The sequence below is a fragment of the Enterococcus sp. HMSC076E04 genome (assembly GCF_001814285.1).
GTDB lineage: Bacteria > Bacillota > Bacilli > Lactobacillales > Enterococcaceae > Enterococcus_B > Enterococcus_B lactis.
The window spans coordinates 63,002-76,285 of record NZ_KV815632.1 but is presented as its reverse complement, the minus strand read 5'-3'; the positions used below and the strand labels follow the sequence as shown (position 1 = coordinate 76,285).

The window sequence follows — 13,284 nt, the reverse complement described above, 5'->3', positions numbered from 1 at the left end:
TTTTGAAATTGTTCCTTGTGACTCGGAGCTGAACACTGATTTCACATTCTTTTTTCTTACATCTTATCTGGTGCATGAAGTCCTAGCAAACGAAGATCTTCTTTCAATAATACAGTCACTGCATACACTAAAGCTAAGCGTGCTTCTTTTTGTTCATCGTCAGCTAAAATCTTCGTATGAGCATAGTATTTGTTGAATGCCTGTGCTAATTTGATTGCATGTTTCGCAATCACTGAAGGTTCATATTTTTCCCCAGCGGATAAGACTGTTTCAGGATATTTTTGAACCAATTTGACTACTTCCCAGCTGATATCGTCATTCAACGCATAGTCTGCTGTTTCTGAAGGGACGAATCCTGCTTTTTCCAACAGACTGACTGCACGAGCATGTGTATATTGCACATAAGGTCCAGTTTCTCCTTCAAAACGAACAACTTCTTCTAAGTTGAAGTCAAATGTATTGAGACGATCGTTTTTCAAATCATGGAAGATGACTGCCCCAACCCCTACTTGTTTAGCTACAACATCTTTGTTTTCTAAATCAGGGTTTTTCTCGCTGATCTGCTCTTTAGCAGATTGGATTGCTTCATTCAATACTTCTTCTAGTAAGACGATTTTTCCTTTACGAGTTGATAATTTTTTACCACCTTGTGTGATCAAACCAAATGGGATATGGTGCATGTCGTCAGACCAGTCAAAGCCCATTTCCTTCAAGACAGCTTTCAATTGTTTGAAATGATAACTTTGTTCATTCCCTACTACATATAGAGATTGTTTGAAGTCATAGGTACGTTTACGATACAATGCGGCAGCTAAGTCACGTGTGATGTATAGTGTCGCGCCATCTGATTTCTTGATTAATGCTGGATTCAAGTCGTAAGCAGAAAGGTCAACGATCTCCGCACCTTTATCTTCGTTCAGCAAATGTTTTTCTTCTAAAAGTTCGACGATTTCATCCATTTTGTCATTATAGAAAGCTTCACCGTTCAATGAATCAAACTGTACTTCCAGTAGATCATAGATTTTGTTGAATTCTTTCATCGATTCATCACGGAACCATTGCCACAATTGGATAGCTTCTTCATCGCCTTCTTCTAGACGTTTGAACCAAGCACGAGCTTCTTCATTTAATTCCGGTTCTGTTTCAGCTACTTCATGGAATTGGACATACAAACGAAGCAGTTCATTGATTGGCTCTGCTTTGACCGCTTCTTCTGAACCCCATTTTTTGTAAGCAACAATCAGTTTTCCGAATTGCGTGCCCCAGTCACCTAAATGATTGATGCGGATTGGCTGGTATCCGATTTTTTCCATAATGAAGCCAATCGAATTACCGATAACTGTCGAACGTAAATGTCCCATTGAGATTGGTTTTGCAATATTTGGAGAAGACATATCGATCGGTACGGTTCCTTGATTCCCGATATTGCTGTCCCCATAATGTTCTTTTTCTTTCACTACTGTTTGCAAAACTTTTTTGCTGATAAGTTCTTTATTCATGAAAAAGTTCAAGTAAGGTCCAACCACTTCGATTTTTTCAAAGTTGGCAGAGTCGATTTTTTCTGCTAAATCTGCAGCGATTTGCTGTGGCGCTTTTCGGTAAACTTTTGCTAATGAAAAGGCTGGAAATGCCACATCCCCGTGTTCGGCTGATTTTGGATTTTCTAGTAATTGTTCGACTTGTTCAAGTGTCAAATCGTCTTTGACAACGTCATAGACGGCTTTAGCGACAAGATCTTTATTATTCATCTTTATTCCTCCTAAAATACTCTCTTATTTGTTCAACAAAAAAAATCTCTAATGACGACATACTTAGTATGCCATCATTAGAGACGAGATTTCCCGCGGTACCACTCCAATTGTCCTAAAAAAAGGACCAGCTCCATCTGATATCGGTAGACGACCGTCTGTTTAAAACAGAATTCTCCAAGTGCGCTTCGTTGTATCTCCTTCATTCGGCTTCCACCACTTCCGAATTCGCTAGCCAAGAATGATACAAGTACTCTCTTGTTCAACAAATCTTAATCTTATTAAACTTTCTTGAATTATATCAGAAAAAAAAAACGAAAGGCTAGTCGTTTCTAATAAAAAAAACAATCCAGATGGCCTAAAGGAGAAGAAATACCACCTGGATAGTTATAAATCATTTCGTAAATACGAAAGACTTAACAAATTAATCAGCTACGATAATCGTTCCTTCTTCAGAAGCTAAAAGATTTTCGATATTTTCTAAAGAAGTGATGATTGCCTTAGCGTTCGGTTTTGCTTCAACAAATGCAATGGCTGCTTCTACTTTCGGAAGCATGCTTCCTGGAGCGAACTGTTTTTCATCAATGTATTGTTTCATTTCTGAAACAGTAACAGTTTCTAGTTTCTTTTGATCCGGTTTTTGGTAATTGACATACACATTGTCTACACCTGTCAATACGATGAGCAAATCTGCATCGATGATTTCGGCTAATTTTTCTGAAGCAAAATCTTTATCGATCACGGCTTCTCGCCCTTCTAATCCGGTCGCTGTTTCTACAACAGGAATCCCGCCACCGCCGACAGACACCGTGATAACTCCTTGTTCGACTAGCGTTTCGATGACACGTGCTTCTTTGATCGAGATTGGTTTAGGGGAAGCGACTACTTTTCTCCATCCACGTCCAGCGTCTTCTTTGAATGTCACAGTAGAATCAGCATTCATTTGTTCTTTCGCTTCTTCTTCCGTGTAGAATGGGCCGACTGGTTTACTTGGATTTTTGAAGGAAGGATCATTTTCATCCACAATAACTTGAGTGACTAAAGAAACTACATCTTTATCGATCCCTTTTTCCTTCAGTACTTCACCCATCGCGTTTTGGAGCCAGTAGCCGATTGACCCTTCCGTCATTGCGACACATGTATCTAAAGGCATTGCTGGTGTTTTCTCAGAATCAGCAGCTTGCTGCTGAATCAATAGGTTGCCGACTTGCGGACCATTTCCGTGAGAGATGATTAGTTCATCTCCTTGTTCGATAAATTTCACTAAATACTTTGCTGTTTCCGTTAACGCTTCTTGTTGGGCTTTTGCACTTGCATCCGTAGACAAGATGGCATTGCCTCCTAAAGCGACAACTACTTTTCGTTTGACCATTTCATTCGTCCTTTCTTCAGTTCTCCTGAATTTTCTAGATAACAAAACGAGCCAGCGTTTTGTGATTTTCCCTCAATGCTGACTCGTTTTTTCGTGAGATGAATGTGGTTATGCTTAAACGCGAGGGATAAACAAGTTACCTAATGTTGCTGCCATGATTGCTTTGATTGAATGCATACGATTTTCTGCTTGGTCAAATTGACGAGCATATTTGCTGCGGAATACTTCATCTGTTACTTCCATTTCAGTGATGCCAAAGCGTTCTTTCATTTGTTCACCGTAAACAGTGTTTGTATCATGGAAAGCTGGTAAGCAGTGCAAGAAGATCAAACGATCTGTATTGTGTGTTTTTTCTACCATTTCCATATTGATTTGGTAAGGTTTCAACAATTTGATCCGTTCTTCAAATTTATCTTCTTCACCCATTGATACCCATACATCAGAATAAAGCACGTCTGCTCCGTCTACACCTTTATCAACATCGTCGGTAATCATCAATTGTGCCCCTGATTTTTCAGCAAAACCTTCTGCCATTTTGACGATTTCTTCTTCAGGTTGTAATTCTTTTGGTGCAACAATACGCATGTTTGCTCCCAAAATTGCACCTGTTACTAATAAAGAGTTAGCCATATTGTTTCGACCATCTCCACAGTATGCAACAGTGATACCTTCTACAGTTCCAAAGTTTTCTTGGATAGTTAAAAAGTCAGCGATCATTTGTGTTGGATGCCATTCGTCAGTCAAACCATTCCAAACTGGAACGCCAGAGAATTCTGCTAGTTCCTCTACCATTTTTTGACTGAATCCACGGAATTCGATTCCGTCAAACATACGACCTAACACTTTAGCTGTATCTTCTGTTGATTCTTTTTTACCTAATTGGATGTCATTTGCACCTAGGTATTCAGGATGTGCACCTAGATCGATTGCTGCAGTGGTAAATGCAGAACGAGTACGTGTAGATGTTTTTTCAAATAAAAGTGCGATATTTTTTCCTTCTAGATAGTGATGTGGGATCCCACGTTTTTTCAAGTCTTTCAAGTGTTCTGAAAAATCGATCAAATATTGTAACTCTTCTTTTGTAAAATCTTTTTCTGCTAATAAACTTCTTCCTTGGAATACTGATTCTTTCATATTAAACATTCTCCTTTAGATTGTTTTTATTTAAGATTAAAGAGGAAATCCTGACGACAGCTGACAGTAAGACTGTCGTCAGGTTATAAACTACTTCAAGTCTTCACGGACAAGTGGTTGGCTCATACAACGTGGACCGCCACGACCTCGTGACAATTCACTAGAATTGATTTCCAACACTTTGATACCATAGCTACGAAGCAATTCGTTCGATACGTAATTCCGATTGTAAGTGACTACGACACCTGGAGCGATTGCCAATGTATTGGATCCGTCATTCCATTGTTCTCTAGGGGCAACGATCTCATCCCCATTACCAGTTGGAATCAATACAAGATCATCTAATCCAAGAGCAGCTTTCATCGTTTCGTGTAAGTTATCTGAATGAGTGATCTTGATATCATCACCATCTGGTTCGATCGTAAAGACATCCATCTTACCGTCTTTACTTTGGATTGCTGGATGGATAGTGAATTTGTCATGATCTACCATTGTGAATACGGTGTCCAGATGCATCATTGCACGGTTGTTCGGGATTTTGATTGCTAATACTTTTTCAAATCCTGAATTTTTTGCGAATAGATGGCGTGCTAATTTTTCTAAAGCTTTTGCATTTGTTCGTTGAGAAATCCCAACTGCTACTACTTTGTCGCTTAAGATTAATTCATCTCCACCTTCGATATGATCAGGATTTTCACGATCCAACCATACTTCGATCCCTTTATTGGCAAATCTTGGATGATGTTTCAAAATATATTCTGTAAACATCGATTCACGACGACGTGCTTCAAAAGTCATCTTATTGACGGTCATTCCATTTCCCATTGATGCGGAAGGGTCGCGTGTAAAGTACAAGTTTGGCATTGGGTCCATGTAAAATGGATAGTCGTCGTCTGCTGAAAGATCATACAAGCTGCTAGAACGTACTTCGATATCTTTTGTACGAACCCCAGCCATGATTTTATCTACCATTTCTTGTGTTTCCATTGATAGAAGGAACTCATGAAGACCATCTCTTACTGCATTCGATGCGATATGAGATTCATCCAACATTTTATTCAAGAATTGTTCTTTGACGTTGCCTGCGTCAATCGCTTCTGCTGCTAATTTTTCCAAGTAAAGAGTTTCGACGCCTTCGTTTTGCAAGGTCTTTGCAAAGTTGTCATGCTCTTCTTGAGCAATCGGAAGATATGGAATATCATCGAACAACAGACGATCCATAATATCTGGTGTCAAATTTTCCACTTCTTGCCCAGGCCGTTTCAGTAAAACTGTCTTTAATTTCCCTATTTCAGAGAAAACGTGAATAGGTTTATCCATGTTGTGTTGCCTCCTTCTTTTTGATTACATGTATAGGATAGCCTCCTTTTGTAATCACTTTCATAATTTTGTCTCATTCAAAATGAGACATCCCTCACATTAATATTCGATAATTAAATAATTAAACGTTTTTCTAATTTTAAGCGTAATTTATTCATTTTTTATTCTGTATACACTTCCAAAAAAATATTTATTCATCTAAAAAATTTTTTTGAATAAATCAAAAAAATAAACTATACTAATATTGTTAGCGTTTGCTATATGTATTATTGTTGTTTTTTATACACAAATACTTATCTTCAAAATAAATTATTCAATGTAGATGTATATTTTTTACATAATAACAAATTTTATTTGTAAAGTATTAAAACTTATGTTTAATCCAGATGTGTTAAAACTTTACAAATTCTTTAAAAAAAGTAACAATAACTATAGTGAACAATAAGGAGAGGACTTTTTAATGCGTGTTAATAAAATCGATTTTCACTTTTCAAAACTCAGATATCAACCTGATTTTGAACATTTCTCGGATGAAGAGTTCCAACAGATCAAGGAACATACTGTTCTTCGTTCCTATAAGAAAGGACAAATCCTTTTTGATGATGGAGATCCTAGACAACGATTATATATCTTGACCAAAGGACTTGTTCGTTTAGAACGTTACGATGAAAGTGCCACCTATTATTATTATGATTACGTGACTACCAATAACCTTTTTCCTATGTCAGGAATGTTTGGAGAAGATACCTACACTTATACAGCTCAAGCGATGACTGATATCGAAACTTTCTATCTTCCTGTTTCCTACTATGAAAAATTAGCACGAAAAAATCCTGAACAACTGATCTATATGATCCAAAAAATTTCTAAAGTAGTCGAAATACATGAGTTACGTATCCAAATTGGATTAACCTCCAGTGCTTTTGATCGAGTGAAACAAAATCTATTCATTTTGAAAGAAGAACTTGGCGTACCAACAGAAGACGGCCATATCACCATTCCTTATCCAATTACCTTAAAAGAATTAGCAGTGAATAGCGGTACGACACGTGAAACTGCTGGACAAGTAATCAAACAACTACGTGATTCAGGACTGTTAGATTATCACAAAAAGCATTTTACTTTCTGTAAGACCGCTACTACTCCAGCTTTGAGAGAATAACGCGACAAAAAGAAACAGCGATCCTGATATTTATCGGGGGCGCTGTTTCTTTTTGTTTCGTCTATTCAAATGATTGGTAATAATAAGTGAGATCACTCTCTTTTTTTGTTCCATTGTAAACTACACCTAATATATTTGCTTTTGCAATCTGCAACAGTTCTTTCGCTTTTAACAACTCTTGTTTCTTTGTCTTTCTTTCTCTGACAACAAGTAGCGTTCCATCCGTTTTTGCTGCAAGGATTTGAGCATCCGTTACAGTCGCTACCGGAGGCATATCAAAGATGACCAGATCAAAGTCAAGTATCAGTTCCTCTATTATCTCTTCCATTCTTTTCGTCCCTAAAACTTCCGAAGGGTTGGGCGGCTTTGGACCACTGGGCAAGATCCAAAGATTTTCTATATGTGTTTCAGTTATGTAATCGTCCGCTATCCGTTCACGCTCACTAAGTAAATTACTCAATCCTTCATTATGCGGCAATTGAAAAGACAATGCTACAGTTGGTTTCCTCAAATCGGCATCTACAAGTAAGACCTGTTTTCCACTATTTGCAAAAACTACTGCTAGATTAGCGGCAGTAATAGATTTCCCTTCATCTGGGCCGGAAGAAGTGATGACCAATGTCTTCAATTCACGATCAATCGCTGCAAACTGGATATTGGACCGGATCGTTCGATATTTCTCGGCAGTAATCGATTGATCAGCTAGTGCAACTAAAGGAACCGGAGAGGCAGCTATTTTCTTTTTCTTCATATTCTCTCTACTTTCTTTTTTCATTTTATATTCAGACTTTCTATGTACACGAATAAATCCTATGATTTATTGAATTAATCATAGCACAGGAAAAAAACGAACACAATTTATATAATAACTATTTTTTATTACAGATATCAGCATAAAACATTTTTAAAACAAGTTATCTCATAAATTTAAATAACACATTCAATTAAAAATAGGCAAAAAATAGGGTTGTGACAAAAATCTGTCACAACCCTTATTACAATAAATAGTGTTCAAAAGCTTGCATCTACGGTAATAAGTTCAACCAAGTCAAAAACATGTGAAGCTGTTTTTTCTTTGCTGTTCTTATAACTTGATGCAAGGCAGCTTTTTCACACTCTCTTTCATTTATTCAGATAAAACCAAGCTTGGATCAGCATTTAACTGATAGCTGGCAAAATTTCTTTTTTGCATTTCCACATGTGCTGCTGCTCCAATCATTGCAGCATTATCTCCACAAAGTCTCAGAGGCGGAATCACTAATTCTACTTCAGGGAGTTTAGCTGACAGAGCAGCTTGCAATCCTTCACGCAACCCTTGATTGGCCGCTACACCTCCAGCTACAACCAGTTGCTTGACTGGATAATTTTGACAAGCTCGAAGTGTTTTAGTAATCAATACATCGATCACACTTGCTTGAAAGCTAGCTGCTAAATCATTTTTGTCTAAATCTTCTCCACGCTGTTGTGCATTATGCACCAAATTGATAAATGCACTTTTTAATCCACTAAAACTGAAATCATAATTATCTTCATGGATCATCGCTCGTGGAAAATGATAATTATCTTTTCCTTGATGAGCTAGCTGATCGATTTCTTTTCCACTTGGATAAGAAAGACCTAATACTCTTCCAACTTTGTCATAAGCTTCTCCTGCTGCGTCATCTCTTGTCTCCCCAATGATTTCATATGATCCATCTTCTTGCATATAGACTAATTCTGTATGTCCTCCGCTAACAAGAAGTGCCATCAATGGAAACTGGAATGGTTTGACCAGACGTGCGGCATAAATATGACCTGCCATATGGTTCACAGGAATCAGCGGCAATTGGTGTGCCCAAGCAAAAGCCTTAGCTGCAGAAATACCAATCAACAAAGAGCCGACGAGTCCAGGCCCATAAGTGACAGCGACTGCCGATAAATCTTCTGCCGATACACCAGCTTCTACCAGTGCATCTTCCAAGCATAAGGTTATTTGTTCTACATGATGGCGGCTAGCTACTTCAGGCACCACTCCGCCAAAACGTTTATGACTGTTTATTTGGGAAGCAACGATGTTAGATAAGATCTCTGTTCCATTTCTAACGACCGCTACACTCGTTTCATCACAACTTGATTCAATTGCCAGAATCAATTCTTCATTCATTTCATCGTCTCCGTTTTTAACTTTCTGCTCATAATGATCGCATCTTCTGTCGGATTGCGATAATATGATTTCCGTTTACCTAATATACGGAACTTTTCTGATTCATAAAGTTTCCTTGCTGCTTCATTAGACAGACGTACTTCTAAAAAAACATGCAGCGAATCTTTTATTTGTTCCGCAATCAGCAGATGTAGCAAATGCCGTGCATAGCCTTTTCCTTGTTCTGAAACTGCAACAGCGATATTCGTGATTTCGACTTCATCCATTACTTTCGAATACCCGACAAAACCACAGATCTGGTTATCTTCAACTAAAAGCAGATAATCCGTGTGGGGCTGTTGGATATCTGTCAAAAACTGCATCTTCGTCCAAGGTGAGCCATATGGATAAGCATTTTCGCTAATTGCCCATACGCATTCTGCCAAATATGCTTCATCAAAATCTTTTTTTCTGCAAATCAACTAATCTCACTCATTTTCTAAAATTTTTATCATATCCAACGCATCTTCTTTTGTTTCAGTGTAATATCTTTTTTTGATCGTCGTTGCTTGAAACCCTAATTTCCGATAAAGTCTTTGCGCATCCTGATTACTCATGCGTACTTCCAATGACATCGTCTCACAGCGATTCATTATAGCAAAGTTCTCGATTTCGTCAATAAGCAGCGAACCGATTCGTTTACGCTGATATGCCGGTCGAACAGCAATATTCGTGATATGACAATCTAAACCGAACGCCCTTGAGCCAACAAACCCGATCATTCTTCCATTATCAAAGATCCCTAAATATAGATGAGGAAGTGGTGACTTCAATTCTGACATAAAGGCACTTTTGGTCCATGGCAATTCGCCATTATAGACTTCTCGTTCGACATCCAACAGCTCTTTGATATCTTCTGTAGTCAATTCTCTTAGTATATAGCGACGATCGATTTGTTCGATTGTTTTTTCTGCATAGATCATTTTATCTTGAAAAAGGCTTCTAGCATATGCTTTAAATTTTTTCAACATAGCTTTCATCTCCAGGTGTGTGCGTCTCTAACCATTTCTCTTCAGCTTCTACTCGTTTTAAATAACGAGGGAGAAAAGCTTGTTTATCTGCAACTGGTTCATCCAACGCACCTAATTGAGCCACAGTCACACCACTTGGGATATCCCATGCTGGAACTGTATTAATCATCGCATCAGGTAGCATTTCTTTTATTTCAGAGATGAATTTATGACAATCACTCCCAACGAAATAAATAGCTTCATTCAGCTCTTGTAGTTGTGCAAACAAATCAGAAGCAGCAATATGTACATCTTCAAGTACAGTTTCTAATCTATTTTCTTTCCAGCGGTATGCCCCAGCATAGACATTTTTTCTTCGAGCATCAAACATGGGCACAATCATTTTATCCACCCCGACACAATTAGCCGCGATGGCTTTCAGGCTAGATACTCCTATTAGATCTTTATCTAGTGTATAAGCAATCGTTTTCGCTGTCGTTACACCTATACGAAGTCCTGTATAAGAACCAGGACCATCAGAAACCGCGATTCGGTCAATGTCTTGGGGACTCATTTGAAGATCTGCAAACAATTGGTCAATGGCAGGCATCAGCGTCACACTGTGGTTGCGTTTGATATTTGTCTGTATTTGCCCAAGAATTTGTTTATCTTCCACCACACCGATCGCCAAAGTTTGATTTGCAGTATCTATTCCTAATGTAATCATATATTTGATCCTTTCTGCTATAACATTCTCGCCTTCCATTGTAGCATACTTTTTTATTCCAATGATGAAAATATCAAAGGCAAAACTAGTACAATGATACATGATTATCTGCTGACCGGCAAATCTAGTTTCTTCCTTACATACACAAAAAAAGTTGCGGTATCACGACACTTTACCACAACTTTTTCTTTTTTTATTTCGTCGACTCTCGAACAATCAACTCTGTTTCCATAATGATTTTTCTTGAAACTGGTGCTTTGGAATTACTTAGTTGAAGGATCGTCTCCACTGCTAGCTCTCCCATCCATTCCGTATAAACTTTCACAGTAGAAAGAGAGGGTGTCACATATTTCGCTACACTGACATCGTTGAAACCCATCACGGAAATATCTTCTGGCACCGCTAAACCTGTTTCTTGAATCGCTTTCAGCGCGCCAATCGCTAATGCATCATTAGCCGCAAAAAGTGCGTCAGGAATCTGCTCGTTTGTTTTTAAATATTTTTTAACCGCTTGATAGCCTGACTCGACAGAAAAATCTGCTTCGATAATTGAACCTTCGTCGTAGCCTTTTTCTGCTAAAACTTGTTGGAATGCCATGATTCTAGGATCCCTTAGTCGCTGATGGTTTTTCTTTGTATATTCTGTTCCAGCAAGCATAGCGATATGTTGTGCATTCTGGGAAACAAAGTGCTCAATGACTTTTTGAACACTCGACTTAAAATCGACAACTATAGAATCGATTCCTTGAGAAGTGCCATCAGAATCTACCAGAAGCAAGGCTTGTTGGGATTGTTTCAAATCCAACAGCTGAGCTTCATCGAATTTCCCTAATGCGATCGTTCCATCTGCTGGAAGCTCACTAATGGAATCCCACGTTTCTTTCAACAAAGTAACGTTTGCTTCTTCTGCCTTTTTTTCGATTCCTAAACGAATAGACAAATAATAAAGATCTTCAAGTTCTTCTGTATCATCGTACCATTGGATCAGACGAAGGGTTTGCTTAGCATTTGCTGCATTTTTGCGGTGCTTCGTATAATTCAAGCGTTCCGCTGCTTCAAAAATTTTTTGCTTTGTGGCTAAGCCGACGGAAAGTTCAGGATCGTAGTTGAGCACTCTTGAAACAGTAGCAGGAGAAACTCCTGCCAACTGAGCAATGTCTTTAATTGTTGCCATTTGTCTCTCCTCCTTTTTTTCCGTTTATAAAATCGCAGTAAACCGCTCAAACGCTGCTTGTCCTTTTTCATCTCGCTTGAACACTCCAGCATCTTCTAGGACACGAGCAAAAACCTGACCTACAGCTTTTTGTACAACATCAGTGACCGCGTCTTTCGTCAAATCAGGATGCTCTTTTTTCAACTGTTCTGCCCATGGACGATGATATTCAGCCATCTGGTTCTCTTCTCCCAATAAGAACCGCTCTACTTCTGCTAGTTCCGATTTCAAACGAGGTGGTAAAACAGCAAGTCCCATTACTTCGATCAATCCAATGTTCTCTTTCTTGATATGTTGGACATCTTTATGCGGATGAAAAATACCATCAGGATGCTCATCTGAAACATTATTGTCTCGAAGGACAAGATCCAGCTCAAAATAATTGTCCCTTCTTCGTGCAATTGGCGTAATCGTGTGGTGTGGTGTACCATCTGCTGAAAAAGCCCGGATTTCTACAGTTTCATCCGAATATCCTTTCCACTTTTCCAACACTGAATTAGCTGCTTCAATCAGCAACTCTTTATCTGTTGATTGCAAACGGATCACAGACATCGGCCATTTCACAACTCCTGCGATGACTTGCGGATAATCTGCTAATTTGATGAGTTTTTCTATCGGTGCTTTTGCCATAGGAAATTCATGACGTCCTGCCTGATAATGATCATGAGAAAGAATCGATCCTCCAACAATCGGCAAGTCAGCATTTGAACCAACAAAGTAATGAGGCAAGACTTCAGTAATCCGAAGCAGTCTAACAAATGTTTCCTTTGAAATTTTCATTGGACGGTGCTGCTCTGATAAAATGATCGAATGCTCATTGTAATAAGCATAAGGAGAATATTGGAATCCCCAGCTTTCACCATCTAGATTCATTCGAATGATTCGATGATTGGTGCGGGCTGGATAATTCAAGCGTCCTCTATATCCTTCATTTTCCATGCACAGCATACATGTAGGATAATCTACTTTGGCTGCCTCGCGTTCTGCCGCAATTTGTTTTGGATCTTTTTCTGGTTTAGATAAATTGATCGTGATTTCCAATTCACCATATGCTGACTCTGCTGGAAATTTGATATTTTTAGCGATGGCTCTTGTTTTGATGTAATCATTTTTCTTACTTAAATCAAAGAAATAATCAGTTGCTTCCTCTGGACTTTTCGAATAATGCTGTGCAAAGAATGCATTGACAACGGAAGGCGGCGGTGTAAGAAAATCCATCAATTGTGCTTCAAAAATCTCTTGTTCTGCTGGTAATTCTGAAAGAACACCATTTTCTCTTGCCTTAGCGACAAGCTGATCCAATAAGTCTACTGATTCTTCCTTAACTGGTCTTACTTCGACGCTTTCTAGAGCGTCTTCTCCTACCATCCCTAAAAGACGATTCTGTAAATATAAGCGGTCCATTTCCATCCATCCGCCAGCTTCGATCGCAAGTGTGGCAAAATCACAAATCGTTTGACTGATTGACATATCTCA

The 13,284-nt window shown here is 38.6% G+C and carries 12 protein-coding genes; 1 reads left to right on the top strand and 11 read right to left on the bottom strand.

Annotation, left to right across the window (positions count from 1 at the left end):
- Positions 1 to 56 precede the first annotated feature (56 nt).
- The 4 genes from argS to arcA form a co-directional block, all read right to left on the bottom strand.
- Entirely contained in the window at positions 57 to 1,748 is a 1,692-nt protein-coding gene (gene argS / locus HMPREF2961_RS12980; protein ID WP_002308891.1) for an arginine--tRNA ligase, read from the bottom strand.
- A gap of 424 nt (positions 1,749 to 2,172) precedes the next feature.
- Entirely contained in the window at positions 2,173 to 3,120 is a 948-nt protein-coding gene (arcC, locus tag HMPREF2961_RS12975) for a carbamate kinase (protein WP_002314803.1), read from the bottom strand.
- A gap of 114 nt (positions 3,121 to 3,234) precedes the next feature.
- On the bottom strand, positions 3,235 to 4,254 hold the full coding sequence (argF, locus tag HMPREF2961_RS12970) for an ornithine carbamoyltransferase (protein WP_002288437.1): 1,020 nt from the start codon (positions 4,252 to 4,254) through the stop codon (positions 3,235 to 3,237).
- A gap of 90 nt (positions 4,255 to 4,344) precedes the next feature.
- The gene (arcA, locus tag HMPREF2961_RS12965) at positions 4,345 to 5,574 is read right to left on the bottom strand and encodes an arginine deiminase (RefSeq protein ID WP_002308888.1); all 1,230 of its coding nucleotides are present in this window, start codon (positions 5,572 to 5,574) and stop codon (positions 4,345 to 4,347) included.
- Positions 5,575 to 6,034: 460 nt separating this feature from the next.
- Here arcA and HMPREF2961_RS12960 point away from each other — a divergent pair, with 460 nt between their 5' ends.
- Positions 6,035 to 6,736 (top strand): Crp/Fnr family transcriptional regulator, encoded by a 702-nt coding sequence (locus HMPREF2961_RS12960; RefSeq protein ID WP_002314802.1) that lies wholly within the window; start codon positions 6,035 to 6,037, stop codon positions 6,734 to 6,736.
- 61 nt (positions 6,737 to 6,797) lie between these two features.
- Here the strand turns inward: HMPREF2961_RS12960 and HMPREF2961_RS12955 are convergent, their stop codons facing one another.
- The 7 genes from HMPREF2961_RS12955 to galT all read right to left on the bottom strand — a co-directional run bounded on the left by HMPREF2961_RS12955 (position 6,798) and on the right by galT (position 13,278).
- On the bottom strand, positions 6,798 to 7,487 hold the full coding sequence (locus HMPREF2961_RS12955) for a CpsD/CapB family tyrosine-protein kinase (RefSeq protein WP_002314801.1): 690 nt from the start codon (positions 7,485 to 7,487) through the stop codon (positions 6,798 to 6,800).
- 375 nt (positions 7,488 to 7,862) lie between these two features.
- Positions 7,863 to 8,879 carry a tRNA (adenosine(37)-N6)-threonylcarbamoyltransferase complex transferase subunit TsaD gene (gene tsaD / locus HMPREF2961_RS12950; RefSeq protein WP_002308884.1) on the bottom strand — a complete coding sequence of 339 codons (1,017 nt, stop codon included), beginning with the start codon at positions 8,877 to 8,879 and terminating at the stop codon, positions 7,863 to 7,865.
- A complete protein-coding gene (gene rimI / locus HMPREF2961_RS12945; protein ID WP_002308883.1) occupies positions 8,876 to 9,340 on the bottom strand; it encodes a ribosomal protein S18-alanine N-acetyltransferase in 465 nt (154 codons plus the stop codon). The genes tsaD and rimI (HMPREF2961_RS12945) overlap by 4 nt, the downstream gene beginning before the upstream one ends.
- Positions 9,341 to 9,346: 6 nt before the next feature.
- Positions 9,347 to 9,889 (bottom strand): ribosomal protein S18-alanine N-acetyltransferase, encoded by a 543-nt coding sequence (gene rimI / locus HMPREF2961_RS12940; RefSeq protein ID WP_002329349.1) that lies wholly within the window; start codon positions 9,887 to 9,889, stop codon positions 9,347 to 9,349.
- Positions 9,873 to 10,595, bottom strand: coding sequence for a tRNA (adenosine(37)-N6)-threonylcarbamoyltransferase complex dimerization subunit type 1 TsaB (gene tsaB, locus HMPREF2961_RS12935; RefSeq protein ID WP_033704982.1), 723 nt, complete (start codon positions 10,593 to 10,595; stop codon positions 9,873 to 9,875). The genes rimI (HMPREF2961_RS12940) and tsaB overlap by 17 nt, the downstream gene beginning before the upstream one ends.
- A gap of 193 nt (positions 10,596 to 10,788) precedes the next feature.
- A complete protein-coding gene (locus HMPREF2961_RS12930; protein ID WP_002314798.1) occupies positions 10,789 to 11,769 on the bottom strand; it encodes a LacI family DNA-binding transcriptional regulator in 981 nt (326 codons plus the stop codon).
- A gap of 24 nt (positions 11,770 to 11,793) precedes the next feature.
- Entirely contained in the window at positions 11,794 to 13,278 is a 1,485-nt protein-coding gene (gene galT, locus HMPREF2961_RS12925; protein WP_002314797.1) for a UDP-glucose--hexose-1-phosphate uridylyltransferase, read from the bottom strand.
- Positions 13,279 to 13,284 lie beyond the last annotated feature (6 nt).

Bases quoted from the DNA above. Each gene is read 5' to 3' on its own strand.
- tsaB (WP_033704982.1), bottom strand. From the start codon at position 10,595: ATGATTACATTAGGAATAGATACTGCAAATCAAACTTTGGCGATCGGT.
- tsaD (WP_002308884.1), bottom strand. From the start codon at position 8,879: ATGAATGAAGAATTGATTCTGGCAATTGAATCAAGTTGTGATGAAACG.
- galT (WP_002314797.1), bottom strand. From the start codon at position 13,278: ATGTCAATCAGTCAAACGATTTGTGATTTTGCCACACTTGCGATCGAA.
- arcA (WP_002308888.1), bottom strand. From the start codon at position 5,574: ATGGATAAACCTATTCACGTTTTCTCTGAAATAGGGAAATTAAAGACA.
- argF (WP_002288437.1), bottom strand. From the start codon at position 4,254: ATGAAAGAATCAGTATTCCAAGGAAGAAGTTTATTAGCAGAAAAAGAT.
- arcC (WP_002314803.1), bottom strand. From the start codon at position 3,120: ATGGTCAAACGAAAAGTAGTTGTCGCTTTAGGAGGCAATGCCATCTTG.
- argS (WP_002308891.1), bottom strand. From the start codon at position 1,748: ATGAATAATAAAGATCTTGTCGCTAAAGCCGTCTATGACGTTGTCAAA.
- rimI (WP_002329349.1), bottom strand. From the start codon at position 9,889: ATGTTGAAAAAATTTAAAGCATATGCTAGAAGCCTTTTTCAAGATAAA.
- HMPREF2961_RS12955 (WP_002314801.1), bottom strand. From the start codon at position 7,487: ATGAAGAAAAAGAAAATAGCTGCCTCTCCGGTTCCTTTAGTTGCACTA.
- HMPREF2961_RS12960 (WP_002314802.1), top strand. From the start codon at position 6,035: ATGCGTGTTAATAAAATCGATTTTCACTTTTCAAAACTCAGATATCAA.
- HMPREF2961_RS12930 (WP_002314798.1), bottom strand. From the start codon at position 11,769: ATGGCAACAATTAAAGACATTGCTCAGTTGGCAGGAGTTTCTCCTGCT.